The sequence below is a fragment of the uncultured Cardiobacterium sp. genome, assembly GCF_938028825.1.
GTDB lineage: Bacteria > Pseudomonadota > Gammaproteobacteria > Cardiobacteriales > Cardiobacteriaceae > Cardiobacterium.
The window spans coordinates 1-24,579 of sequence record NZ_CALIZP010000047.1 but is presented as its reverse complement, the minus strand read 5'-3'; the positions used below and the strand labels follow the sequence as shown (position 1 = coordinate 24,579).

The window sequence follows — 24,579 nt, the reverse complement described above, 5'->3', positions numbered from 1 at the left end:
ACAGAACAAGAATATATTGATTTATATAAATAAATCCGGATTCCCGCTTTCGCGGGAATGACGATATTTAGCTGTCATGTTCTTAGATGAAATCACTATATTTCTTGTGATTGGCATGATGACAGCCGGGTGATGCCCGCAACAAGAAACCCCGCGCAAGCGGGGTTTTTCATGCGCGGCCCATGCCGCCCGGCGGGCTTCAGCCCTCCGGCGTGATGTCGGCGAGCAGTTGTTCGAGTGCGGCGAGGCGGTCGTTGAGGGCGGATCCGTCGGGGTGGTGGATGGTGACGGCGGTGTTGCCGTTCAGGCGGTAACGGTGCGGGTCGGTTTGCAGGCGCGTAAGCAGCGGTTCGGGGTTGATGCGGATCGGGTCGGCAAAGCGGATGCGGGTTTCGGTTTCGCTCAGGCTGATGTGCTCGACGCCGAGTGGTTCGGCTTGCAGGCGCAGGCGAGTGCGGTTGATGAGGTTTTTCGCCGCTTCCGGCTGTTTGCCGAAGCGGTCGGTGAGTTCGGCGCTGATGGCGCCAAGTCCTGCTTCGTCTTTTGTCTGCGCGAGGCGCTGGTAGAGGTCGAGGCGCTCTTGCGGGTCGTAGATGTAGTCGGCGGGCAGGAGTGCGGGCGCGCCGAGTTCGATGGTGATGCGCGGCGCGTCCAGCTCGATGTCGCCGCTGCCGTTTTTGAGGGCGGCGATGCTGCGCTCCAGCAGATCGAGGTAGTAGCTGATGCCGATTTGCTGGATTTGGCCGGATTGTTCGTCACCGAGGATTTCGCCCGCGCCCCGGATTTCGAGGTCCTGGCTGGCGAGCAGGAAGCCCGCGCCGAGGCTGTCGAGGGTGGTGAAGGCGTCAAGGCGGCGTTGGGCGTCTTTGCCGAGGGTGTTCCAGTTGGGGATGATGAGGTAGGCGTAGGCCTGGTGGTGGCTGCGCCCGACCCGTCCGCGCAGTTGGTGCAGTTGGGAGAGGCCGAGTTTGTCGGCGCGGTTGATGATGATGGTGTTGGCGTTGGGGATGTCGATGCCGGATTCGATGATGGTGGTGGCGATGAGGATGTCGTGATGGCGGTTCTGGAAGTTCTGCATGATGTGTTCGAGTTCGCGTTCGCGCATTTGCCCGTGCGCGATGGCGATGCGTTGCTCGGGCAGGTGTTCCTGGATGAGGCGGGCGATGCGTTCGATGCTGTCGATGTCGTTGTGCAGGATGTAGGTCTGCCCGCCCCGGCGGTGTTCGCGTTCGCAGGCGTCGGTGATGGTGTCGATGTCCCATTCGCTGAGGATGGTCTGGATGTTTTGTCGTCCGGCGGGCGGGGTGGCGATGATGCTGATGTCGCGCAGGCCGCTGAGGGCGAGGTTGAGGGTGCGCGGGATGGGGGTGGCGGTGAGGGTGAGCAGGTTGGTGTCGCTTCTGAGGCTTTTGAGTTTTTCTTTGTGGCGGACGCCGAAGCGTTGTTCTTCGTCGATGATGACGAGGCCGAGGTTGTGGAAGGCGACGTCTTTTTGCAGGAGGCGGTGGGTACCGATGATGAGGTCGGTTTGCCCCGCTTTGAGGCGTTCGATGGCTTTTTTGGCCTCGCTAGCGCTTTTGAAGCGGCTGATGTTGTCGATGGTGATGGGGTGGTTGGCGAAGCGGTCTTGCAGGTTGTGGTAGTGCTGTTCGGCGAGCAGGGTGGTCGGGGCGATGAGGGCGGTCTGGTAGCCAGCGCTGGCGACGGCGTGGATGGCGCGCACGGCGACTTCGGTTTTGCCGAAGCCGACGTCGCCGCAGATGATGCGGTCCATCGGCTGTGCTTTGGCGAGGTCGGCGAGGACGGCGTCAATGGCGCTTTGCTGGTCGGGGGTGGCGGTGTAGGGGAATTCGGCGGCAAGCGCGGCTTGTGCGGCAGGGTCATGGGGGATGATGATGCCGCTTGTTGCTTCGCGTTTGGCGTAGAGGGCGAGGAGTTCGGCGGCGGTGTCGTGCAGGTTGTCGCGGATTTTGCGGCGGGTGGTTTGCCATTGTTTGCCGCCGAGTTCGTGCAGCGGGGCGTTGTCCGGATCGGCACCGCCGTAGCGGCTGATGAGGTCGATGTCGGTGGTGGGGACGTAGAGTTTGGCGCCTTTGGCGTAGTCGATCTGGATGAGTTCGTCGCCGCCTTCTTCGAGGGTGGTGAGGCCCTGGTAGCGGCCAACGCCGTAGTCGGCATGGACGACGGCGGTGCCGGGGGTGAGGTTGTGCAGGTTGTGGATGAGGCTGGCCGGATCACGACCGGGCGGGCGGCGGTAGTCGGTGGCGGGCGGGCTGGTGTGCAGGTCGGCTTCGGCGAGGTGGATGGTGTCGCCGTCCCGGAAGCTGTGGCGGTTCGGGCTGACGGTGTGGGTGATGGCGGGGTAGGCACCGAGGCGTTCTTGCCATTGTTCGCGCACGCCGTTCGTCGGGTAGTGGATGGTGATGTCGTTGCTGTGTTTGGCGAGGGCGAGCCACTGCGCTTCGCGTTCGGCGGCGCTGCCGTGGATGTCAATGGGCGTGGCTTTTTCAGGGTAGGGGTGGGTGGGGATGCGCGCGAGCTTGGCAAGGACTTCGTCCGGTGGCAGCCACAGTGCGGCGGGCGGCAGGAGTTGGTTTTCGCGTAACGGGTTGGTGCGCTGGTAGCGTTTTTCGCACCAGGCGGCGTGTTGGGCGAGGGTGTCCGCGAGGTTGTCGCAGGCGATGTAGCGGCTGTGCGCGGGCAGGTAGTCGAAGAGGGTCGCGGTTTCGTCGTAGAAAAGCGGCAGGTAGTATTCGAGGCCTTGCGGGGTCTGGCCGTCGCTGATTTGCCGGTAGAGCGGGCTGTTGGTGATTTTTTCGCCGTAGTGCAGGCGGGCGTTCTGGCGGTAGCAGACGCGGCCAGCGTCGGAGAGGTCAATTTCGCTGCGCGGCAGGATGCTGATGTGCGGGTGTTTTTCGAGGGTGAGCTGGCTGTCCACCGCGAAGGTGCGGATGCTGTCAATGTCATCATCGAACCATTCAAGGCGGATGGGGTCAGGCGCGTTCATTGGGTAGAGGTCGATGATGCTGCCGCGCGCGGCGTATTCGCCTTTGCTAGTGATGTGGACGGTGTGCTGGTAGCCCGCCTGTTCGAGACGGTGGATGAGGTCGTCGCGTTTGAGGCGGTCGCCGACGCTGAGATGGATGCCATAGCGGTCGAGATGGGTCTGCGGGCAGAGGCGCTGGCTGAGTGCGGCGGCGCTGGTGACGACAACGCCGCGTTCGCGCGTCGGCAGTTCGGCAAGCACGCGCAGGCGCTCGGCGATGAGGTCGGGATGCGGGGTGTATTGGTCGTAAGGCAGGGTTTCCCAGTCGCTGAACCAGTAGAGGTGCGCGGCGTCATTCGTCCAGTATTTGAGGTTCCGGTACCAGTATTCGGCCTGGCGGGCATCGGCAGCGATGAGGAGGTGGACGTGTTTGCCGGAGAGGTGGCGGTGCAGGTTGTAGGGGAGGAAAAGGGGGTTCATGGCGGTGCGTGTTCGTGGGGCGCGCAATTATAGCGCCTGCGCTTGTGGGGGCAGGCGGGGCGGCGGTACAGTAGCGGGCCACCCCCACCCCCGCAATTCATGGCACGCAAAAAAATCCACGGCGTCCTCCTGCTCGACAAACCCGTCGGCATCAGCAGCAACAGCGCCCTGCAACAAGCTCGCTGGCTCTATCAGGCCGAAAAAGCCGGACACGGCGGCACCCTCGACCCTTTCGCCAGCGGCCTGCTGCCCGTCCTCTTCGGCGAAGCGGCGAAATTCGGCCGCTACTATCTCGATGGCGACAAAACCTACGAAGCCACCCTCGCCTTCGGTTACGAGACCGACAGCGGCGATTGCACCGGCGCGCCGACGCGCCACGCGCCCGTGCCCAATCTCGACTGCGTGGACTGGGCTGCCCTTTGCGCCCGCTTCAGCGGCAGCCAACAACAAACTCCGCCCGCTTACTCCGCGCTGAAAATCAACGGCAAACGCGCTTACGACCTCGCCCGACGCGGCGAAACCCCCGAACTCGCCGCCCGCCCCATCACCATCCACGCCCTGCACTACCTCGGCCCCGACCCCGCCGTGGCGGATAGCGCCCGCTTCCGCGTGCGCTGCGGCAAAGGCACCTACATCCGCAGCCTGCTGCAAGACCTCGCCGCCGCCCTGCACAGCGCCGGGCACACCGCCGCCCTGCGCCGCCTCGCCGTCGCGGGTCATCACGACATGACGGCGCTCGCCACCCTGCGCGCCTGGCAGGAAAACGGCGACGCAGCGACGATGCAGCGCGTCCTGCTGCCGCTCGATACCTGCACCGCGCATCTGCCGCGTCTCGACATCCCCGCCGCCAAGCAGCGCTTCATCCGTAACGGCAACGACATCGCCTGCGCCAGCGCTGGCGGCGAATACGCCCTCTATATTGACGACATCTTCATCGGCGTCGGCCTCGGCAAGGACGGCCGCATCTACCCGCTGCGCCTCTGCGCCCTGCCCGACCGCTGAGGAGTGCGCGGCACCGCCGGCTTTTCCACCGCTTGCAGTATCATTCGCGCCTTTCGTTCCCACCTGCTTATTACTATGTCCGTTTCCCATCCCGTCGCTGCCCGTCTGCTCGATATTTTTGCCGTTGGCGATATGTTTGTCCGTATGCGCTATCAGGGCGAGGCGCATGTGGTGCCGGTCGCCCTGCGCGACGATGTCGCCCTTGATGACCTGCTCGGCATTGAGGCGCAGAAGGCGGCGTTTCTCGCCAATATCGAGCGTTTTCTCAGTGGCGCGCCGTATCAGCACACGCTGCTCTGGGGCGCGCGCGGCACGGGGAAGTCGTCGCTGGTGCGCGCCGCGTTGCTTTTTTTCCGCCCGCGCGGGCTGAAGTGTTTGCAGGTTGCCTGCGATGATTTACCGGATTTGCCGTTTTTGTTGTGGACGTTGGCGCAGGCGCCCTCACCGTTTGTGGTCTTTATTGATGATTTGTCCTTCGGTGCGGATGACGGCAGTTATCGTGCGCTGAAAGCGGTGCTGGATGGCGCGCTTGGCGGCGTCGCGGCGAATGTGCTGATTTGCCTGACGTCGAACCGCCGCCATTTGCTTGCCGAGTTTCACCGCGATGACCGCGCCCTGCACCCGCAGGAGGATGTGGAGGAGCAGGTGTCGCTGGCGGAACGTTTCGGGCTGCGTCTGGCCTTTCATCCGCTTGATCAGGCGCAGTTTCTGGCGACGGTCGCGCACTGGCTGGGGCGCGATTTGTCGCCGGACGAGCGCCAGCGCGCGTTGCAGTTTGCCCTTGCCCAGGGTTCGCGCAGTGCCCGCGTCGCCGCGCAGTGCGCACAGGCGCTGTCGTGAAGGCAGTTTTTGCCGAAGGCGGCCTGTGGCGGCATTTGTTGTCGATGACCGCCGCGCGCAGTGTCGGCATCATGGCGACGTTCGTCGTCGATTTCGTCGATGTGCTGTTCATCAGCCGCCTGGGCGATGCCAGACTGGTGGCGGCGGTCGGCTTTTCCGCCGCTGCGCTCTTTTTTATCCGCGCGATTGCGATCGCCCTCGGCATTGCCACCACGGCGCTGGTCGCGCAGGCGGTTGGCAGCGGCAACGAGCAGCGCGCGGCGCGTTATGCCTTTAATCTGTCGTTGCTGTCGTTTGTGCTAATGGCGACGATTGCCACCGCTGTGTGGCTGGGGCGGGGCACGGTGCTGCCCTGGGTCGGGGCGTCGGGCGAGACGCTGCACTTTGCCAGCGGTTATCTCGGTATTGTCCTGACCGGTCTGCCGCTCCTGTCGCTTGGCAACTGCGGTACGGCGACGCTGTTTGCCCTCGGCAGCGCGCGGCTTGCCATGCTGGTCAGCCTAAGTGCGACGCTGACGCAGGCGGCGCTCGACCCTGTCTTTATCTTCGTCCTGGGCTGGGGACTGCACGGTGCGGCGCTGGCGGCGGTATGCGCGCAGGCGGTGATGGCGGCGGTCGCCTGGTACTGCCTGCTCTGCCGCTACCGCTTGCGCGCGCCGCTGGCGCCACATCTGCTCGCCGCCGATATTCCCGCCATTACCGCCATTGCCTTTCCGGCGATGCTGACCAACCTCACCAGCCCGATTGCCACCGCTTACGCCGCGCGCAGCATGGCGCAGTTCGGTGATGCCGCCGTTTCCGCCTTTGCCGTCATCATGCGCCTGGTGCCGCTCGGCTTTGCCCTGTTGTTCTCGCTGTCTGCCGCCGTCGCGCCGATTGTCGGCCAGAACGCGGGGGCAGCCCGCTTCGACCGTGTGCGCGAGACTTTATATAACGCACTTGTCTTCAATTTCGCCGTGACCGCCACCGTCTGTCTGCTGCTCTTCGCCGCGCGCGACACCTTGCCGGGCTGGTTTACTCTCAGCGGCGAAGCGGCGGCGCTGCTGCGCTATTTTTGCAGCGGCATCGCCCTGCTCTACGGCTGCAAGGGCATGATTTTCTTCATGAATGCTGCGTACAACAACCTGGGCCGCCCGTTTTACGCCACCGCCGCCAACCTCGCCTGCTTCATCTGCGGCTCTCTGCCGCTGATTACCCTTGGCGGTCATTACTTCGGCGCGCGCGGCGTTATCAGCGGGCAGATGGCTGAAGCGGTGCTGGTCGCGCCCGTCTGCTGGCTTATCGTCCTGCGCCTCACCGCCCGCCGTGCTGCCGCTCAACCCCGCTAAACCATGCAACATATCGCCCTCTACCAACCGCAAATCGCGCCGAACACCGGCAACATCATCCGCCTCTGCGCCAACACCGGTGCCATCCTGCACCTGATTCACCCGCTCGGCTTCGTCTGGGACGACCGCCGCCTGCGCCGCGCCGGCCTCGATTACGCCGAATACGCCCGCATCCGCCACCACGACGACTGGGCCGCCTTCTGCGCCGCCACCGCCGGGCAAACCTTGTGGGCGCTCACCACCAAAGGCACGCGCGGCCTCTACAACGCCCGCTTCGGCGCGGACGACATCCTTCTCTTTGGCAGCGAAACGGCGGGCTTGCCGGAAAACATCCACGCCGCGCTTGATCCCGCGCAGAAACTGCGCCTGCCCATGCAGGAAACCTCGCGCAGCCTCAACCTCTCAAACACCGTCGCAATTGTGCTTTACGAGGCGATAAGGCAGAATTTGCCCGCCGATACCACTACAAATTTATAAAACGCAAGAAAATCACATGAGCCCACTCATCCAACTGGCCCGCCCGCGCACCCTGCCGCTCGCCTTTGCCGTCATCTGTTGCGGCAACGCGCTCGCCTACCACGACGGCACCTGGCATCCCCTCGTCTTCATCCTCGCGCTACTGACCGCCCTCTCCCTGCAAATCCTCTCCAACATCGCCAACGATTACGGCGACGGCATCCGCGGCACTGACCGTGCCCGCCCCGCCAGCGCCCCGCGTCGCCTCACCGCAAATGGGGAAGTCAGCCCCGCCTACATGCGCCGCCTGCTCGCTGCCTGCACCCTTGCCAGCCTCGTCCTCGGTATCGCCCTGCTCAGCGTCAGCGCACTTGACTGGCGCGGTTTCTTCGCCTTCCTCGGCCTCGGCGTGCTTGCCATCACCGCCGCCATCACCTACACCGTCGGCCGCTGCGCCTACGGCTACCACGCCCTCGGTGAAATCAGCGTCTTCACCTTCTTCGGCCTGCTCGGTGTTCTCGGCAGCTACTACCTGCAAAGCGGCAGCCTCCACCCCACCCTGCTCCTGCCCGCCGCCGCCTGCGGCCTGCTCGCCGCCGCCGTGCTCAACATCAACAACATCCGCGACATCACCAGCGACCGCATCGCCGGCAAGCAGACCCTTGCCGTCAAACTCGGCTTCGCGCGCGCCAAACAGTTCCAGTACATCCTGTTGAGTGCCGCCGGCTGCTGCTACCTCACCTATGCCCTGCTGAGCCAGGCCTACACCAGCCTGCTGTGGCTGCTGCTCTTGCCGCTGGTGAGCACCCACGCCCGCGCCCTGCACCGCGCCGCCGACCAGATGACCGCCGGCGTCGAACTGAAACGCATCGTTTGCTGCGCCTGCGGGATGAACGTGCTGTTCAGCGTGGGGCTGTGTTTGTAGCGCCTGCCGGGCGGCGGACATGCAGGCTTCCGTAGAGCGCCGCCTGCGCCACCGGCATCACGGGCGCTGCCCGACCGGAATCCCTCCCCGCTTGTGGGGCGTCCATGTGCAGGACGAAAACCGCCGGGCGGCATACAATCCCGCCCTTCTGTCCTCCCTGCCCCCCACCCCATGATGCCCCGCGCCCTGTTCCCCCTCATCCTCAGCCTTCTCGCCGCGCTGTTTCTCGCCGTGCGCGCGCCTTTCGCCGCCAGCGACATGGACGCGCTGTTGCCGCCTGATGCCGCCCTGCCCGCGCGGGAGCAGGCATTGTTACAGGCGGCGGAAGCGGCGCAGGGGCGGCAGTTGCTGCTGCTCGTCGGTGCCGACGCACCGCTGCCCGCCGCGCAGGCCGTCGTCCGCGACTGGCAGGCCAGCGGTCTCGTTGCCGATATCGCCATTGCGCGCACGCCGCCACTGGACGAACTGCGCGCGGCTTTTTTCCAGCGCGGCTTCCTCGCCCTGCCGCCCGCCGCGCGGCAACAGTTGCATGACGACCCCGCCGCCTATTTCGCCGCCCGCGCCGCCGATCTGGCCAACCCGTTCGCCGTCGCCATGCTGCCGCCGCAGGAGGACTGGCTAGGTTTCAGCCGTTTCCTGCCCGCGCCGCTCGCCGCGCACTGGCAGGCCGATGGCGACGGCTACCTCGTGCGCGAGGCAGACGGCAAACGCTGGTTGCTCATCCGCGCCACCCTCGCTGACGCACCGAACATTCTCGGCGAGGCGCGCCTCATCCCGCTGATTGAGCACAGCGCGGCACAAGCCGCCGCGCAGGGTGCCACCCTGCACGTCGCCGGCACGGCGGTGTTTGCCGCCAGCAGCCGGCAGGCGGGCGAAGCGGAAGGGCGCTGGATGTCCGCCCTCGGTGCGGCGCTGACCCTGCTCCTCGCCGGCGTCGTCTTCCGCCGCGCGCGCGTGCTGCTCATCGCCCTGCCGCTCGCCTGCGGCCTCGTCTGCGGCCTCGCTGCCGTGGTCGCGCTATGCGGCAGCGTGCATCTGCTGACGCTGGTCATCGGCAGCAGCCTCATCGGCCTCCTCCTCGATTTCCCGCTGCACTGGCTCGGCAAAAGTACCGCGCCGGACTGGCAGGCGGATTGCGCCCTTGCCGCGCTGCGCCGTCCGTTCCTCATCAGCCTGCTGATAACGCTGGCCGGTTACGCCTTTTTGCTGGCAACGCCCTTGCCCATCCTGCGGCAAAGCGCCGTGTTCGCCCTCGCCGCCCTGCCGACCGCCTGGCTGACGACGCTGTGGACGCTGCCGCCGCTTTTCCGCCGCTTCCGTCCGCGCGCGAACCCCGCGTTTGGCCGCCTCGCCGGTATCTTGCTGCGCGGCAGCCGCGCCCTGCGCCGCCGGGTGCTGCTTATCCCTGCCATCGCCCTGCTGGCCGTTGGCCTGTGGCACAGTGACTGGCAGGACGACATCCGCCAGTGGGTCGCCCTGCCGCCGCAATGGTTGCAACAGGCGGCGGAGGTGGCGCGCATCAGCGGGGTCGAACCTGCCGCGCAGCAATACCTGCTGTACGCGACGGACGAAGACGCGCTGCTGCGTCTTGACGCGGCGCTGGCAGCGAAACTGGATACCGCCAAAGCGGCAGGTGCAGTACAGGATTACAGCGCCATCAGCCAGTGGGTGTGGACGAAGGACGCACAGGCGGCGACCCTTGACGATTTGTACGACCTCGCCGCCAAACCGGCGGCGTGGCAGGCGCTGACCGACCTCGGCATCCCCGCCGACAGTATCCGCGACGGGCTGCAACGCGGCCACCCCTCCGCCCCGCAAGGCATCGCCGCACAGCTCGACAACCCGCTCGCCGCACGCTGGCAGGGGCACTATCTGGGCAGCGTCAACCCGCCATCCTGCACCTACATTCCGCCGCTGTCCGCCTTCCCGCCCGACCTGCAACCCATACCCGCTGCACCATCACAACAACTGCGCTTCAAGCGGCGATTGCAAGAAAACTGCGCGCGGCTGTACACCCGCGTCACCCTCTATGGCGTGCGCGACAGCGCCGCCCTCGCCGCCCTAGCCGACGGCGACGCCATCCGCTACCACGACCGCCGCGCCCGCCTGAATACCCTGTTCGGCGCGACGCGCAGCGAGGCGCTGTGGCTGAAACTCGCCTCCTACCTTGTCGCCTGGGGCATCTTGCGCGCAGCCGGCTTCAACCGCCGCGACAGCCTGAGCATCCTCGCCGTACCGCTTGCCGCCGCCATCGCCACCGTCGCCCTGTTGCGCGCGCTTGCCATCCCCATCAGCCTTTTCGCCGCCTTCGGCCTGCTGCTCATCAGCGCCATCGGCGTGGACTACGCCGTGTACGCCAAAAGCGGCGGCGCGCCTGCCGCCATACGCTATCGCGGCATGCTGCTCGCTGCTTTGACCACCATAACCAGCTTCGGTATTCTTGCCCTGTCCGCCACCCCGGCGGTTGCCGCCTTCGGCGCCACGGTCGCCATCGGCATCGCCCTCTCGCTGACCTTCGCCACCTGGCTCTTCCCACCCACCACCAAGGAACCCCATGGAAACCCGTGACATCCTCATCATCGGCGGCGGCCCTTCCGGCGCCGTCGCTGCCGCCCTGCTGCGCCAGCAAAACTTCAACGTCCTCATCCTCGAAAAAAGCCACTTCCCGCGCTTCGTCATCGGCGAAAGCCTGCTGCCCGCCTGCATGGAAGTGCTGAGCGAGGCGAAAATGACCGCCGCCGTGCAGCGCGCCGCCGCCAACCGCGCCTTCCAGATGAAAAACGGTGCCGCCTTCACCTGGGGCGAGCGCTACACCGCCTTCGACTTCACCCAGAAATACACCGCCGGCCCCGGCGTCACCTATCAGGTAAAACGCGCCGATTTCGACCAGGTGCTGCTTGAAGAAGCCGGCAAACAGGGCGCAGAAATCCGCTTCGGCCACGAAGTCACCGCCTACCGCGACACCGGCGACGGCGCGGAAGTCAGCGTGCAGGCAGAAGACGGCAGCCGCTACACCGTGCACGCCCGCTTTGTGCTCGATGCCAGCGGCTATGGCCGCGTCCTGCCGCGCCTCCTTGACCTCGAACGCCCGTCCGTACTGCCGGAACGCATGGCCGTCTTTACCCACATCAAAGACCACATCACAGACCCCGCCTACGACCGCAACAAGATCCTCATCTCCACCCCGATCCAGTTGCGGGACGTGTGGCTGTGGCTCATCCCCTTCGCCGACGGTACCGCCTCCATCGGCGTGGTCGGCGAACCGGCGCGCCTTGCCGCACTTGGCGCTGACAATGAAAGCATCCTCAAAACGGCTGCCGCCGATGTGCCGCTGCTTACCCGCTTCCTGAAAGACGCCGACTGGGATAACGGCATGCCGATACGCAGCATTCGCGGCTATTCGGCCAACGTCAGCACCCTCTACGGCGACCACTACGCCCTGCTGGGGAACGCCAGCGAATTTCTCGATCCCGTCTTTTCCTCTGGCGTCACCGTGGCGCTCGTGTCGGCGCAACTCGCCGCCCAGGCCGTTACCCGCACCTTGCGCAATGAGGCGGTGGACTGGGCCCAGGATTATGCCGCCAAACTTACCATCGGCGTGGAAGCGTTCAAAACCTACGTCCTCGGCTGGTACGACGGCAGCTTCCAGGATGTCATCTACGCCAGCGACGATAACCCCGACATCCGCGCCATGATCTGCGCCATCCTCGCCGGCTATGCCTGGGATACGACCAATCCCTACGTCGCTAAACCCGCACGCCGCCTCGCCGCTCTGGCTGAAACCGTGCGCGGACGGGCATGACCGCCGCTCCCTGTCTGCCGGGCCGCCGCCCGGCCGCCGCCCTCCTCCTCGCCCTGCTGCTCACCGCCTGCGCCGCGCCGCTGCCGCTCGCCGCCCCGCATGATGCCGCGCCCGCCGAGCTGCATTACCATGCCCGCGCCGCCGGGGAAGGCGACAGCCTCATCGTCGGTCATTATCAGGACGGGCAATGGCGCTGGGTGCAGACTACCCCGCTCGGCGCGCCGCTGGCGCGGCAAATCTATGACGGCCGCGCCTGGCACAACGACGGCTTCCTGCCGCCAAACCGCCGCGCCCGCACCCTCTTCACCGCCCTCATGCTGCTGCACGACCCCGCCGCCTATCCGCACATCCGCCGGGAGGGCGACAGCTATTACCACCGCAACCGCCGCTGGCTGCGCGTCGAGAACGAAACGCCCGGCTTCCTGCTGCACACCGCCGCCGGCGACTGGCATATCGCACCGCTTGGCCCATGATTTACCTGCACCGCCCCGGCCTCATCAGCGCCCTCGGCAACGGCACCGCCGCCACCCTCGCCACCCTCTACGATCCCGCCGCGCAACCGCTCATTGACGAAGACGGCTGGCTGCCCGGCCGCCGTCTCGCCGTCGGCCGCTGCCCCGCGCACGACTGGCAGCCGCTGCCCGCCGGCCTGCCGCCCGCATACCACACCGCCAACAACCGCCTGCTCTGGCAGGCACTCTGCCAGATGGCGCCCACTATCCGCGCCGCCGTCGCCCGCTTCGGCGCCGAACGCGTCGCCGTCGTCCTCGGCACCTCGACCAGCGGCGGCGATGCCAATCGCGCCGCCCTCACCGCTCATGCGCACGGCACGTCGTGGGCGGAAGCGGGCTTCTCCGTTGCCAAACAGCGCATGTCCGCCCCCGCCGATTTCACCGCCGCCGCTTGCCGCCTGCGCGGCCCCGCCTACGGCATTTCCACCGCCTGCACCTCCGGCGCGCGCGCCCTCATCAGCGCCGCCCGCCTGCTCGGCAGCGGCGCGGCCGATGCCGTCATCTGCGGCGGGGTCGATACCCTCTCGGCGCTGACCATGCACGGCTTTGCCGCATTGGAACTCCTCTCCGCCGCCCGCGCCCGCCCGTTTGCCGCCGCGCGCGACGGCATCAACATCGGCGAAGCCGCCGCCGTCTTCGTCGCCAGCCGCGTACCGCTTGATGACGACACGCAGATCCTCTGCGGCTACGGCGCAAGCAGCGACGCCTACCATATGTCCTCGCCGCGTCCCGACGGTGCGGGTGCCATCGCCGCCATCCGTGCCGCGCTCGACCACGCCGGTCTCGCGCCGGAAAACATCGGCTGGCTCAACCTGCACGGCACCGGCACGGTGCAGAACGACCGCATGGAAGCCCACGCCGTCGCCGCCACCCTGCCACACACCGCCTGCACGCCGACGAAAACGCTCACCGGACACACCCTCGCCGCCGCCGGTGCCCTCGAAGCCGCCTTGTGCTGGCTCGTGACCTCGCGCCGCGACAACCCCGACGGCCGCCTGCCCGACGCGCGCTGCCCCGCTTATGACCCCGCCCTGCCGCCCATCCGCCTGAGCGACAGCAACAGCCGCTTCCCCGCCGGCCGCCGCCTCGCGCTGAGTACTTCCTTCGCCTTCGGCGGCAACAACACGGCGCTCATCATCGGCGCGGGCGCATAAAAAAACGCTTCCGCCGCAGCGGAAGCGTTTTTGTGCCGGGCGCTGCCGTTTGACGTCAGGCGGCGGCGATTTCTTCGATGGTCGCTTTCAGGAGGGCGACGCGCGGTTCGATGCTGTCGATTTCCAGGTATTCCTTGTCGCTGTGGAAGCAGGCGCCGATCGGGCCGAAGCCGTCCAGCGAGGGGATGCCGTGCGCCGAGGTGGTGTTGGCGTCCGAGCCGCCGCCGACCGCCTGCCAGGTAATCGGCAGGCCGATTTTTTTGCCCGCCGCTTCGACGAAGTGCATCAGTTTTTCCGTGCCGGCGTTCATCACCATCGCCGGTTTTTGCGATTTGACGGTGATGTCCACGCGGACGCCGTCCACGAACGGTTTGGCGGCGAGTTTGTCGAGCAGCGCCCTGATTTCGTCGTATTTGTTGTTGTCCCAGAAGCGGATGTCGAGGGTGGCTTCGGCGCTGTCGGGGACGACGTTGCTGGCGCTGCCGCCCTTGACCAGGCCGACGGTCAGGCTGGTGCCGTTCGCGTAGTCGTTGTGCTTGCCGAGTTCGAGAATCCAGTGCGCCATTTCGACGACCGCCGAGCGGCCTTTTTCCGGATCGTTGCCCGCGTGCGAGGCGATGCCGTGGAAATTGAGGATGAAGGTGGCGTTGCCTTTCCTGCGGTTCACCAGCGAGCCGTCGGCGCGCGCGGATTCGCAGACGAGGACATAGGCGGCTTTTTTCGCTTCTTCGAGTATCCACGGGTCGGAATGGATGGAGCCGATTTCTTCATCCGGATTGTGCAGCACGGCGATGGAGAGTTTGTCGCGCACCGTCGGGTCGAGTTCGGACAGCGCCGCATACATGGCGACGACGCCGTTTTTCATGTCGGCGACGCCGGGGCCATAGGCGCGGTTACCCTCGACCTTGAAGGGGCGGGCGGCGGCAGTACCGGCGGGGAAAACGGTGTCAATGTGGCCGATGAGCATCACGTCGTAGTGGTCGGGGTTCTTGCGGTTGGTGATGAGCAGCCCCGGCCCGACTTCGTCGTGCAGGTGTTTGCGCGTCACGTGCCAGCCGAGGGCGGTGTATTTGTCGGTGAGCATGTCGGCGATTTTGCCGACGCCTTCCGGCTGGTAGCTGCCGCAGTCGGTGTTGATGAAGGGTTTCAAGTGTTCAAGGAAGGTTTCTTTTTTCATGATGTACTCCTAGACGAGGATTTGCATGACGACGAGGGAAAGCAGGGCATTGATGACGGAGATGAGTACCATCACCGGAATGTATTTGCCCGGTACGCCGACCACACCGAGCAGCCGCCCGATGTATTGCACCTGCGAGCCCATCAGGTACATCGCCGGGGCAAGGACGGCGACATCGTGCAGGCTGAGGGTGCCGGTGGCGAACAGGCTGGAAGCGACGCCGACGCCGCCGCCCATCGACAGCCAGGCGGCGAGCAGCACCATCAGCGCCTCGCCGGGCAGGCCGAAGAGGCGCATCGCCGGCCCGCACAGGCTGCCGATGAGATCAAGGATGCCGGTCAGTTTGAGGAAGTAGATGAGGACGAAGGCCATCAGCACGTTCGGCAGCATGCTGCCGGTGGCGATGCCCCAGCCACGCCGCACGCCGCTGACGAAGACGTCGGTAATCATCGGTTTTTCGTTTTGTTCACTCATGACGGATTCTCCGGTTGTGCCGGTGTTTTACGGTCGGCGAAGTTGAGATACAGCCGCATCAGGTTGGCGCCGAAGAACTTGAAGAGGAAGAGGACGGCGAAGCAGATGCCGATGGTGGTCGGCACGCCCTGCGTCGTGCCGTCGGCGGCAACCGAGGTCAGCGCGAGGAGTGCCGCACCGGAGCCGAGGAAGTTGGTGATGGTCGCGCCCGCACTGAACTGGAACATGCAGAAGATTTCCCGCTCGCGCGCGTTGATCTGCCCCTGGTCGTAGAGCGCGCGGGTCAGTGCCGCGCCCGCATCGGTGGACTGGAAGCTGGCAATCATGGCAAGCCCCGTGTCGCCGGGAATGCCCATCAGCGGCCGCAGGATGCGTTGCAGCAGGCGGCGCATCGCTTCCAGCGCGCCGTAGCGTTCAAGCACGGCGATGATGCCCATGGCGAGGAGGGTGGTCGGCACCAGGGTCAGGGCGAACATGAAGCCCTGCCGCGCGCCCACGCCGCCTTCACCGCTGAAATTGCCGGTGGTGTAGGCGGGCGCGGCTTTTGCCGCATCGTCTTGCGCCGCGCTATCTTTGGCTTTGGCCTCTTTCGCTTTGGCGTCGGGGATGACGACTTTGCCGAACTTGCCGTTCAGGGTATTGAAGTCGAAGACACTGAAAATATCGTGCACTTTCTTTGGCTCGACATTCAGCTGCTGCGCGATTTTTGTGCCGAAATTCTTGACCGGCCCGCTGACGCTGATGCCGGAGAAGAAAACCACCGCGAAAATCAACGCGATATAGGCGCCGACACCCGCTTTGCGCGGTGCGGCGGGAGAAGGATTTTCCTGCATAAACACCTCATGACGATAAATGAACAACAAACAGCGTGGAAAAGCTGTGAACCGTTGGCGAAAAAACAATCGCGCCCGCGCATTATTGAGGATGCGGACAGGAAAAGTCCAGTGTCGGAGAAAAAATATTTTCTGCAATAACAAAAAGATAACGTGAGACACCGACTGCCGCCGGAAGGCGGCCCGCGCAGGATTGACATCGTGTCGAAATGGGGAATTCCGTGTAAACAAGTGAAAATACAGGGCCGATATTACCATTTTTTAGCATAACGGCAAGCTATATCCACACAGCGTACAATTGCGAATCTCTCTTGACTGGAAGGAAACACCATGGCCGACAAAGTTGCCCTTGACCTCACCACCCTGTCCGAAACCCTGCTCATCCCGCTGTGGGCGAAGGCAGTCGAACAACAGCAGTCCGCGCCGCTGCTGCGTGACCCCGTCGCGCCGCAAATGCTGGCGCGCCTGGACTACGATTTCGGCAAATACGCCAAAGCCACCGCCTCGCAGGCGGGCTGCTGCGGGCGGGCGTGGCTGTTCGACGAACAGGCGCGCCACTTCATCGCCGCCCACCCCGATGCCGTGGTGGTGCAAATCGGTGCGGGGCTGGATGCGCGCTACGAACGCCTCGGCCGCCCGCCCATTACCGCCTGGTACGACCTCGACCTGCCCGAAGTCATCGCCCTGCGCCGCGAACTGCTGCCGGAAACCGGCAACATCTATCTGGGCGATTCCCTCTTTGCCACCGACTGGATGGCGCGCGCCGCCGCGCACGGCAAACCGGTGCTGCTGCTCTGCGAGGGCGTGCTGATGTACTTTGAGGAAAACGAAGTGCGCGCCTGGCTCGCGACCCTTGCGCAGCACCTGCCGCAGGCGGAGCTGGTGTTCGACATCATCCCGACCATCCTCGTCGGCCGCGCCAAACGCCACGACGCCCTCGGCAGCATGGACAAACCGCCGCCGGAAATGAAATGGTCGGTGAAAGAGTGCCGCGAACTGGAAAACTGGCTGCCGGGCCTGCAACTGGCGGAAGAACAGTTGCTCAGTAAAACCTGCAGCAAACGCTATCCGCTCTTCCTGCGCCTGCTCTACGCCCTCGGCGCGGGCAGCAGGCTGGATCAGCGTATCGTGCGGGTGAAACTGCCGTAGGCCGGAAACGCGCAACCCGGCGCGGGCGGCGGGCGCGGAAACGCTGTCGAAGGCCCGTGGCCCGCCCCGCCTGCGGGGGCGGCCTTTTGGGGCGTGATGTTTGCAGGCACTAAAAAAACCCGCTGACGCGGGTTTTTTATCGGCATTGTCGCTCAATGCGCTTCGTGGAAGTTGCGTTCCTGCCGTTCGGCGATTTCCTTGCAGTCGATGCACAGTTCGGCGGTGGGGCGGGCTTCCAGACGGCGTAGGCCAATTTCCTCGCCGCAGCGTTCGCACCAGCCGAAATCCTTGCGGACGATGCGTTCCAGGGCATTGTCGATTTTGCGCAGCAGCTTGCGTTCGCGGTCGCGGGTGCGCAATTCCAGGGAAAATTCTTCTTCCTGTGTGGCGCGGTCATTGAGATCGGCGGTGGGCGTGCGGTCATCCCGCAGATGTTCTTTGGTACGGTCGCTGTCGGAAAGAATATCCGCCTTCCAGTTTTCAAGCAGTCCGGTGAAGTAGGCCAGTTGGCCGTCGCTCATGTATTCTTCACCTTTGGCGGGGGTGTAGTGGGTTTTCGCCTTGTATTCTTTCATGTTTTTTACCATCCGTTGTGGGCTCTGGAAATTGGCGGCGCATGGTAGCGAAGCACTTCGGCGTTGTAAACGTTTTTCTTTTTCCCGATGGGGGCACCCCGGCCACGGGTTTTTCAGGACGGCGCCCGGCCACGCCCGCTGGCATCCGCACCTGCCGGCATCACCCGCTCCCGCCAGCGGGCGGCGGCATAGTGGTAGAACGGCCTGGGCTGGATTTGCTGTGACAGCCACGAGGCGATGAGGCTCGCCATCAGCAGCCAGATGAGCAGCGGCTGGCTGCCGGTCATTTCCATCACCACCACGCTGGCGGTAACGGGCGACTGCGTCGCGGCGGCGAGGAAGGCGGCGGTGCAGAGCAGGGCGATGAGGCCCTGCGCGACGCTGCCGTCCGAGAGCAGCCACAGGGCGCTGCCGATGCCCGCACCGGTCGAGAGGGCGGGGGTGAAGATGCCGCCCGCGATGCCGGTCCAGTAGGTAGCGACGGTTGCGGCGAGTTTGGCGAGCCCCGTGCCCGCCGGTTCGGGCGGGATGCCGTGCAGCGCCGCCGCCACCGTTTGGTAACCCGTGCCGTAGGTTTGCCCGTGGCTGTATGTGCCGAGTGCGGCGAGGAGCAGGCCGAGCGCGAAGGCCGTGATGAGCGGGTGGCGGCGCAGGCGGGCGCGCCAGCACGGCGGCACGTAGCCCGCCGGTCCTTTGGCGAGCAGGCGGGCGAAGATGCCGCCCGCGAGGCCGCAGGTGAGGCCACAGAGGATGATCCAGGCGAGCGGTGCGCTGCCCGTGCCGCCGTAGCGCGGGAAATAGGGGCTGTTGCCCTTGATGGCGACGAGGATGAAGCCGGCGGCAAGCACGCCGAGCAGCACGCGCCGCTGCCATTGCAGGTGCAGGCCGCGCCCCAGTTCTTCGATGGCGAAGATGATGCCGGCGAGCGGGGCGTTGAAGGCGGCAGCGAGGCCGCCCGCCGCGCCGGTCGCCAGCAGTTCGTTGGCGCTGAAGCCGCCGAAGGCGAGGCGGTGGCGGCGGCAGTAGGCACCCCAGGCGAGCATCACCGCCGCGCCGACCTGCACCGACGGCCCTTCGCGGCCGACGGAGGCACCGATGAGCATGGCGAGAAACGTCAGCGGGATTTTCCACAGGGTCTGGCGCAGCGCGACCAGCCGCCCCTTGTCCGCGCCATACGGCAGGCTGATGGCGGCGATGACTTGCGGGATGCCGCTGCCCGCGACGCAGGGCGCGTAGCGGTTGGTGCAATAGACCAGCGCGGCGAGGCCGGGCGGCAGGATGAACCACGGCATGAGCGGCCAGCGCCCCGCCCACCACACGTTTGCCCCCAATGCCAGATCGGCGAGGGTGGCGAAGGCGAGCGAGACCAGCGCGACCAGGGTCGCGCCAATCAGCAGGCAGGCCAATTCGAGGCTTTTGCGCGAGATGCGCGAGGATTGGCGCAGTTTGCGGTGCAGGTAATAGCGCAGGCGGGTTCTGCGCCCGGCGGGGACGGGCATGGGCGGTTCAGGCTTCTTCGCGCCTCAGGGGTGGGGCATGGCGGCGCATGGGATTTCTCTTTTCCAGAGCGGAGGGCGGATGGAAAAATACCCCGCTGGCGGGGCGTTGTTCGTTTCAGGCGGTGGCGGCAGGCGGCGGGGTATCGCTCAGTTTGCCGCCGACGAGGTAGAGGCAGCGGTCCATTTGCCGCGCCAGTTCCATGTCGTGGGTGACGATGATCATCGCGCCGTGCTGCTCGCCGATGAGGTTTTTCATCAGGGCGAAGGCGTGGGTGGCGTTGTCGCGGTCGAGGTTGCCGGTCGGTTCGTCCGCAAGCAGGCAGTCGGGGCGGTTGACCAGCGCGCGCGCAATCGCCGCCCGCTGCCGCTCGCCGCCGGAGAGTTCGCCGGGGCGGTGTTTGAGGCGTTCGCCGAGGCCGACCGCTGCCAGCAGTTCGCCCGCCTGCCGGTAGGCCTGCGCGGGTTTGTCGCCACGGATGAGCAGCGGCATGGCGACGTTTTCCACCGCGCTGAATTCGGGCAGCAGATGGTGGAACTGGTACACGAAGCCCATGTGGCGGTTGCGCAGGCGGGTGCGGCGGCTGTCGGCGGCGCGGTTGAGGTTTTCGCCGCAGAGGGTGATGTCGCCCTGCTGCGGGGTGTCGAGGCCGGCCAGGACGTGCAGCAGGGTGCTTTTGCCGGTGCCGGAGGCACCGACGACGGCGACGGTTTCGCCGCGCGCGAGGGCAAGGTCGGTGCCGCGCAAGATGGTGAGGTCTTCGCCTTTGCCGTGGTAGGCGAAGTGCAGGTTGCTGGCGGTGAGGACGTTTTCGCTCATGGTTTACTCGTGGGACAGGGCGCGGGCGGGTTCGGTGCGGGCGGCCATCATCGCCGGGATGATGGAGAAAAGCAGGGTCAGCACCAGGGTGACGATGCTGATGCCGCTGATGACGGCCGGGTCGATTTTCGCGGGCAGTTCGTTGATGAAGTACATCTGCGCGGGCAGGGCGTAGCCGGTGTGTTTTTCCAGAAACGCCATGATGGCGGGGACGTTGATGGCGATGAGGATGCCGAGGCTGACGCCGAGCACGGTGCCGAGCGCGCCGAAGGTGAGGCCCTGGGTGAGGAAGATGCGGCCGATTTGCCGCCGCGTCATGCCCATGGTGCGCAGGATGGCGATGTCGCGCCGTTTTTCGGTGACGACCATGTACATGGAGGAGAGCAGGCCGAAGGCAGCGACCATGACGATGAGGCAGAGGATGATGAACATGGCGTGTTTTTCCGTCTGCACCGCGCTGAAATAGGAGGCGTTGTCGAGGCTCCAGTCGCTGGCATAGACGCCGGGCGGCAGTTCGGGGTTCAGCACATCGCGCAGCAGCGGTGCCTGCATCGGGTCATGCAGCATGATGTGGTAGCCGGTCACGCCGTCGGGCAGTTGCAGCAGTTTGGCGGCGTCTTTGAGGTTAACCAGCGCCACGCCGTTGTCGAAGGCGTAGTGGCCGCTGCTGAACGTGCCGATGAGGGTGAAACGCTTGATGCGCGGCAGGAGGCCGGCGGCGCTCGCCGTGACCTGCGGCACGATGATGGTGACTTTGTCGCCGGGTTTGGCGTTGATCTGTTTGGCCAACACTTCGCCCAGGATGAGGTTGAAATCGCCCGCTTGCAGCTGGCTGCTGATTTCGGGGTCGAGATTGGCAAAGGTTTTCGAGACCTTGCCTTCTTCGGCGGGATCCACGCCTTGCAGGACGACGCCCTGGAAGCGTTCGCTGTCGCCAATCAGCCCCTGCCCCTGCACATAGGGTGCGTAGGCGACGAGTTCGGAGCGCCCCGCAAGGTACTGCGCCGGATCGAATTCGGGCGGGATAACGCCGGTGCCGTCGTCGCTGCGCAGCATGGCGTGCGAAGTCATGGAGAGCATCTTGTCGCGCACCTGGGTGACGACGCCGTTCATGACGGAGAGGACGACGATGAGCGCGGCGATGCCGATGGTGATGCCGATGACGGCGAGGATGGCGTTCAGGCCGATGAAACGCGCACCGCTGCGCGCGTAGCTGTAGCGCAGGCCGATTTTGAAGGGCAGGAGTTGCATGATGCTGTCCGTTTAACCGGCGAGGAGGGTGTCGAGCTTGCCCGCGTCTTCCAGGGCGTAGAGGTCATCGCAGCCGCCGACGTGGGTCGTGCCGATGAAGATTTGCGGCACCGTCTGGCGGCCGTGCGCGCGCTTGATCATTTCGTCGCGACGGCCGGGTTCGCGGCTGATGTCGATGCCTTCGTAATGCACGCCTTTGGCGGTGAGCAGGGCGTGGGCGCGCTGGCAGTAGGGGCAGGTCGGTTTGTAATACATGGTGACGGGTTGCATGGGAAGCCTCGTATGTGTGCAGATGGTGAATGTGGGAGGATGACCTATGCCAAAACGCTAGCTGGCAAGGCGGCGCGGCGAAGACAGTACAGATAAGTACGGCGAGGCGCGCCAACGCCGCCAGATTGCGTTTTGGAATAGGTCAGGGTTATTTGCTGACAACGGGGAGATTCTCCGCCAGCCAGCCGTTGATGCCGCCTTCAAGGACAAAAATCGCCTCGAAACCGCCGGCGCGCAGAGTTTTGGCTGCCGCGTTGACGCTCATGCCGTCCGTGTCATAGACGATGAGCGGGCGGTTCTTCGCGCTCCGGATTTTGCCCAGCTGAGTGGCGAGATCGGCCAGCGGGAAATTCTTCGCCCCGGCAATGTGCGCCTGATGAAAATCGGGCGCGGGGCGGATGTCAATAATCGTGCCGTTGTCGTTGGCGAGGATGGCAGCGCGGGCATTACCGACCTTTTCCCCGGCGGCGTTGCGGTCGCGCATTTCAAAGAAGATGATGCCGGCGATGCAGGCGAAAAAGAGGAGGAACATGAGGAGGTTGTCTGCGAAGAATTGTCCGAAGGTCATGGTTGGGTCCGTGGGTTGAAAAGGACGGAATTATAGACGCTTGCCCGCACTTTCCCTACTGTTATGCCGGCCCCCTGCGGGCAACGGGCAAAATCGCCGCTTGCCGGGATCGCGGACGTGGTTACCGGGTTTCGCTCAGGCGGCGTGGTTGCTGGGAGTGTCAGGCGGCATTCCTACACCTCCCGCTGAAAAACCGCCGAGAACCAGTCCACGAAACGGCGCACCGCCGGGGCAAAACCGCGATTCTTGAAGTAAAGCGCGTGCAGCGGCAGGGGTTCCGTCGCCCAGTCGGGCAGGACGCGGACGAGGAACGCGGTGAGGGCGGGCAGGTTCGGCAGGAGGGCGATGCCCGCGCCGTCGCGCGCCAGTTGCGCCAGCAGGAAGGCGTCGTTCGCCGTGACCCGTTTGCCTGCCTCGATGCTGTGCCGCTGCGCGCCGTTGAGCAGCCGCCAGTCGCTGCCGTCGCCCTTGTGCAGCAGCGGGTGCTGCGCCACCTCCTGCGGCACCGTGATGGGCGGGTGGGCAGCGAGGTAATCCGGCGCGGCATAAAGGCCGAAATCCAGTGTGCCGATGCGCCGCGCCACCACATCATCCTGCGTGGGCGCGCCGACACGCAGGGCGATGTCGATGCCGTCCTGAATCAGGCTGACACGGCGGTTTTCCACGCAGACATCCAGCGTTACCGCAGGATGTTGGCGGAGAAAATCGGCGAGATGCGGTTCGAGAAAAAGACGCTGCATTTCCAGCGACAGCGACAGGCGCAGCAGCCCCTGCGGCTCGTCCAGCGACTGGCGCACGCTGTACACCGCCTGCTCCGCGCAATCCAGCATCAGCCGCGCGCGGCGAAAAAAATCCTCGCCCAGCTCGTTCAGGCGCACGCCGCTGCGGCCACGGTCGAGCAGCTTGCTGCCCAGCGCCGCTTCCAGCGCGGTCAGGCGGCGGCTGAGGCGTGATTTCGGCAGACGCAACTGCTCGGCGGCGCGGCTCAGGCTGCCCGCCTGCACCGTTGCGACGAGAAGCGCCATATCGTTCAGGTCAACACGTTCCATAAATGCAACTCTCGGTTTGAAAAAGCTGGATTGTTCCATAAATGCCTACACCCTACAATGCGCCCCATCGCCACACGCTGGCACTAACAGGAGAATAAAGCGATGAAAATCAAAGAACTGGACAGAATTAACGCCCTCGCCCGCCTGAGCCGCACTCGCGCGCTCACCGCCGCCGAGACTGCCGAACGCGACACCCTGCGCCGCCGCTACCTCGCCGCCATTCGCGGCCAGCTCGGCAGCCTGCTCGCAACCGCCACCGTGCTTGATCCGGAAGGCCGCGACGTGACCCCCGGCAAACTGCGCGCGGCACAAGCGGCAGGCTTGGTGCAGTACACCTAACCGCATAACCCATTCATATAACAAGGAAAAAACCATGATCCGAAACATCCGCTCCATCCACCGCGCTCCTGCCCGCCACTGGGTCGGCGACGGCTTCCACGTCTCCCCGCTCTTCAACCACATGCAGGGCGACAAATACACTACCCCCTTCCTCATGCTCGACTACGCCATGCCGCAGCACTTCGCGCCGAACGAAGCCAAGACCCCGAAAGGCGTCGGCGCCCACCCGCACGCGGGCTTTGAAACCGTCACCCTCGCCCTGCAAGGCGAAGTGGCGCACCGCGACAGCAACGGCGGCGGCGGCATCATCGGCGCGGGCGACGTGCAATGGATGACCGCAGGCAACGGCATCGTCCACGAAGAATTCCACAGCGAAGCGTTCAGCAAACGCGGCGGCATCTTCGAAATGGTGCAACTGTGGGTCAACCTGCCGGCGGCGAAGAAAAACACCGCCCCTGCTTATCAAAGCATCCAGGCGGCGGACATCCCCGTGGTGCGGCGCGACGGCGGCAACGTGCGCATCATCGCCGGCGAGCTCGACGGCACTCACGGCGCGGCGCACACCCACAGCGAGCTGAACATGTGGGAAATCGACCTCGAAGCCGGAGGCAACCTCCGCCTGCCGGTGCCTGCCACGCACAACCTGCTCCTGGTCGCCCTGCGCGGCGAGACGATGGTCAACGGCCGCGACACCCTGCGCGCCAGCGAACTCGCCACCTTCACCGACGCAGGCGACGAAATCCGCCTCAGCGCCGGAGCGGAGGCCGGCAAACTGCTGCTCCTCAGCGGCGTGCCGATTGACGAACCGATTGCCGCCTACGGCCCGTTCGTGATGAACACCCACGAAGAAATCCTGGAAAAAATCCGCGATTACAACGCCGGCAAATTCGGCCACCTCGCCGCTTGATGCGCGACAAGAAAACCGCCCTCCGGGGCGGTTTTTTTGTGCGTGGCCGCCGGGCAGCGTGGTTACTGGGTTCGTGTCAGGCGGCGTGGCTACGGGCTTCGCGTTCAAGCGGCGTGGTTGTGGGCTTCGCGTCAGGCGGCGTGGTTGTTGGGTTTCGCTCAGGCGGCGTGGTTGTTGGGTTTCGCT

24 protein-coding genes are annotated in these 24,579 nt (G+C 65.4%); 13 read left to right on the top strand and 11 right to left on the bottom strand.

Annotation, left to right across the window (positions count from 1 at the left end):
• Nucleotides 1-199 precede the first annotated feature (199 nt).
• Nucleotides 200-3,466 carry a transcription-repair coupling factor gene (mfd, locus tag Q0562_RS07410; protein ID WP_298643125.1) on the bottom strand — a complete coding sequence of 1,089 codons (3,267 nt, stop codon included), beginning with the start codon at nucleotides 3,464-3,466 and terminating at the stop codon, nucleotides 200-202.
• A 99-nt stretch (nucleotides 3,467-3,565) separates the two neighbouring features.
• Here mfd and truB point away from each other — a divergent pair, with 99 nt between their 5' ends.
• The 9 genes from truB (at nucleotide 3,566) to Q0562_RS07365 (ending at nucleotide 13,485) form a co-directional block, all read left to right on the top strand.
• Nucleotides 3,566-4,468, top strand: a complete 903-nt coding sequence (truB, locus tag Q0562_RS07405; RefSeq protein WP_298643124.1) for a tRNA pseudouridine(55) synthase TruB — start codon at nucleotides 3,566-3,568, stop codon at nucleotides 4,466-4,468.
• Nucleotides 4,469-4,543: 75 nt separating this feature from the next.
• Nucleotides 4,544-5,308 (top strand): DUF815 domain-containing protein, encoded by a 765-nt coding sequence (locus Q0562_RS07400; protein ID WP_298643122.1) that lies wholly within the window; start codon nucleotides 4,544-4,546, stop codon nucleotides 5,306-5,308.
• On the top strand, nucleotides 5,305-6,636 hold the full coding sequence (locus tag Q0562_RS07395) for an MATE family efflux transporter (RefSeq protein ID WP_298643120.1): 1,332 nt from the start codon (nucleotides 5,305-5,307) through the stop codon (nucleotides 6,634-6,636). Before Q0562_RS07400 ends, Q0562_RS07395 begins: the two co-directional genes overlap by 4 nt.
• A gap of 3 nt (nucleotides 6,637-6,639) precedes the next feature.
• The gene (locus tag Q0562_RS07390; RefSeq protein WP_298643118.1) at nucleotides 6,640-7,113 is read left to right on the top strand and encodes a tRNA (cytidine(34)-2'-O)-methyltransferase; all 474 of its coding nucleotides are present in this window, start codon (nucleotides 6,640-6,642) and stop codon (nucleotides 7,111-7,113) included.
• Nucleotides 7,114-7,129: 16 nt separating this feature from the next.
• Nucleotides 7,130-8,017, top strand: coding sequence for a 1,4-dihydroxy-2-naphthoate octaprenyltransferase (gene menA / locus Q0562_RS07385; RefSeq protein WP_298643117.1), 888 nt, complete (start codon nucleotides 7,130-7,132; stop codon nucleotides 8,015-8,017).
• A 171-nt stretch (nucleotides 8,018-8,188) separates the two neighbouring features.
• The gene (locus Q0562_RS07380) at nucleotides 8,189-10,585 is read left to right on the top strand and encodes a hypothetical protein (protein ID WP_298643116.1); all 2,397 of its coding nucleotides are present in this window, start codon (nucleotides 8,189-8,191) and stop codon (nucleotides 10,583-10,585) included.
• Complete coding sequence (locus tag Q0562_RS07375; protein WP_298643115.1) at nucleotides 10,572-11,819, top strand: NAD(P)/FAD-dependent oxidoreductase; 1,248 nt, start codon at nucleotides 10,572-10,574, stop codon at nucleotides 11,817-11,819. The genes Q0562_RS07380 and Q0562_RS07375 overlap by 14 nt, the downstream gene beginning before the upstream one ends.
• Nucleotides 11,816-12,292, top strand: a complete 477-nt coding sequence (locus Q0562_RS07370; protein ID WP_298643114.1) for a hypothetical protein — start codon at nucleotides 11,816-11,818, stop codon at nucleotides 12,290-12,292. Before Q0562_RS07375 ends, Q0562_RS07370 begins: the two co-directional genes overlap by 4 nt.
• The gene (locus Q0562_RS07365) at nucleotides 12,289-13,485 is read left to right on the top strand and encodes a beta-ketoacyl-ACP synthase (protein WP_298643113.1); all 1,197 of its coding nucleotides are present in this window, start codon (nucleotides 12,289-12,291) and stop codon (nucleotides 13,483-13,485) included. The genes Q0562_RS07370 and Q0562_RS07365 overlap by 4 nt, the downstream gene beginning before the upstream one ends.
• Before the next feature lie 55 nt (nucleotides 13,486-13,540).
• On the opposite strand, the gene Q0562_RS07360 is transcribed toward Q0562_RS07365, so the two are convergent.
• The 3 genes from Q0562_RS07360 to Q0562_RS07350 are packed head-to-tail and all read right to left on the bottom strand — an operon-like array spanning nucleotide 13,541 to nucleotide 15,969.
• Nucleotides 13,541-14,662: a M20 family metallopeptidase gene (locus tag Q0562_RS07360; protein ID WP_298643112.1), complete on the bottom strand. Its 1,122-nt coding sequence runs from the start codon at nucleotides 14,660-14,662 to the stop codon at nucleotides 13,541-13,543.
• Between the two features lie 9 nt (nucleotides 14,663-14,671).
• Nucleotides 14,672-15,136: a YjiG family protein gene (locus Q0562_RS07355; RefSeq protein WP_298643111.1), complete on the bottom strand. Its 465-nt coding sequence runs from the start codon at nucleotides 15,134-15,136 to the stop codon at nucleotides 14,672-14,674.
• Nucleotides 15,133-15,969, bottom strand: a complete 837-nt coding sequence (locus Q0562_RS07350; RefSeq protein WP_298643110.1) for a nucleoside recognition domain-containing protein — start codon at nucleotides 15,967-15,969, stop codon at nucleotides 15,133-15,135. Before Q0562_RS07350 ends, Q0562_RS07355 begins: the two co-directional genes overlap by 4 nt.
• 330 nt (nucleotides 15,970-16,299) lie before the next feature.
• Here Q0562_RS07350 and Q0562_RS07345 point away from each other — a divergent pair, with 330 nt between their 5' ends.
• A complete protein-coding gene (locus Q0562_RS07345; protein ID WP_298643108.1) occupies nucleotides 16,300-17,118 on the top strand; it encodes a class I SAM-dependent methyltransferase in 819 nt (272 codons plus the stop codon).
• 152 nt (nucleotides 17,119-17,270) lie between these two features.
• Here the strand turns inward: Q0562_RS07345 and dksA are convergent, their stop codons facing one another.
• The 7 genes from dksA to Q0562_RS07310 form a co-directional block, all read right to left on the bottom strand.
• A complete protein-coding gene (gene dksA, locus Q0562_RS07340) occupies nucleotides 17,271-17,693 on the bottom strand; it encodes an RNA polymerase-binding protein DksA (protein ID WP_298643106.1) in 423 nt (140 codons plus the stop codon).
• Nucleotides 17,694-17,806: 113 nt separating this feature from the next.
• On the bottom strand, nucleotides 17,807-19,192 hold the full coding sequence (locus tag Q0562_RS07335; RefSeq protein WP_298643105.1) for a chloride channel protein: 1,386 nt from the start codon (nucleotides 19,190-19,192) through the stop codon (nucleotides 17,807-17,809).
• A 115-nt stretch (nucleotides 19,193-19,307) separates the two neighbouring features.
• Complete coding sequence (locus Q0562_RS07330) at nucleotides 19,308-20,009, bottom strand: ATP-binding cassette domain-containing protein (RefSeq protein WP_298643103.1); 702 nt, start codon at nucleotides 20,007-20,009, stop codon at nucleotides 19,308-19,310.
• A 3-nt stretch (nucleotides 20,010-20,012) separates the two neighbouring features.
• The gene (locus Q0562_RS07325) at nucleotides 20,013-21,260 is read right to left on the bottom strand and encodes a lipoprotein-releasing ABC transporter permease subunit (RefSeq protein WP_298643101.1); all 1,248 of its coding nucleotides are present in this window, start codon (nucleotides 21,258-21,260) and stop codon (nucleotides 20,013-20,015) included.
• A 12-nt stretch (nucleotides 21,261-21,272) separates the two neighbouring features.
• A complete protein-coding gene (gene grxC / locus Q0562_RS07320) occupies nucleotides 21,273-21,530 on the bottom strand; it encodes a glutaredoxin 3 (protein ID WP_298643100.1) in 258 nt (85 codons plus the stop codon).
• A 148-nt stretch (nucleotides 21,531-21,678) separates the two neighbouring features.
• Nucleotides 21,679-22,098: a rhodanese-like domain-containing protein gene (locus Q0562_RS07315; RefSeq protein WP_298643098.1), complete on the bottom strand. Its 420-nt coding sequence runs from the start codon at nucleotides 22,096-22,098 to the stop codon at nucleotides 21,679-21,681.
• A 173-nt stretch (nucleotides 22,099-22,271) separates the two neighbouring features.
• Entirely contained in the window at nucleotides 22,272-23,147 is an 876-nt protein-coding gene (locus Q0562_RS07310; protein WP_298643096.1) for a LysR family transcriptional regulator, read from the bottom strand.
• A gap of 102 nt (nucleotides 23,148-23,249) precedes the next feature.
• Between Q0562_RS07310 and Q0562_RS07305 the strand changes: the two genes are divergently transcribed.
• The 3 genes from Q0562_RS07305 to Q0562_RS07295 all read left to right on the top strand — a co-directional run.
• Complete coding sequence (locus Q0562_RS07305) at nucleotides 23,250-23,486, top strand: DUF896 domain-containing protein (RefSeq protein WP_298643094.1); 237 nt, start codon at nucleotides 23,250-23,252, stop codon at nucleotides 23,484-23,486.
• 37 nt (nucleotides 23,487-23,523) lie between these two features.
• The gene (locus Q0562_RS07300) at nucleotides 23,524-24,393 is read left to right on the top strand and encodes a pirin family protein (RefSeq protein WP_366144731.1); all 870 of its coding nucleotides are present in this window, start codon (nucleotides 23,524-23,526) and stop codon (nucleotides 24,391-24,393) included.
• Nucleotides 24,393-24,579: hypothetical protein (locus tag Q0562_RS07295; RefSeq protein ID WP_298643090.1), on the top strand; the 187-nt coding region annotated here is incomplete at its 3' end. The genes Q0562_RS07300 and Q0562_RS07295, both read left to right, overlap by 1 nt.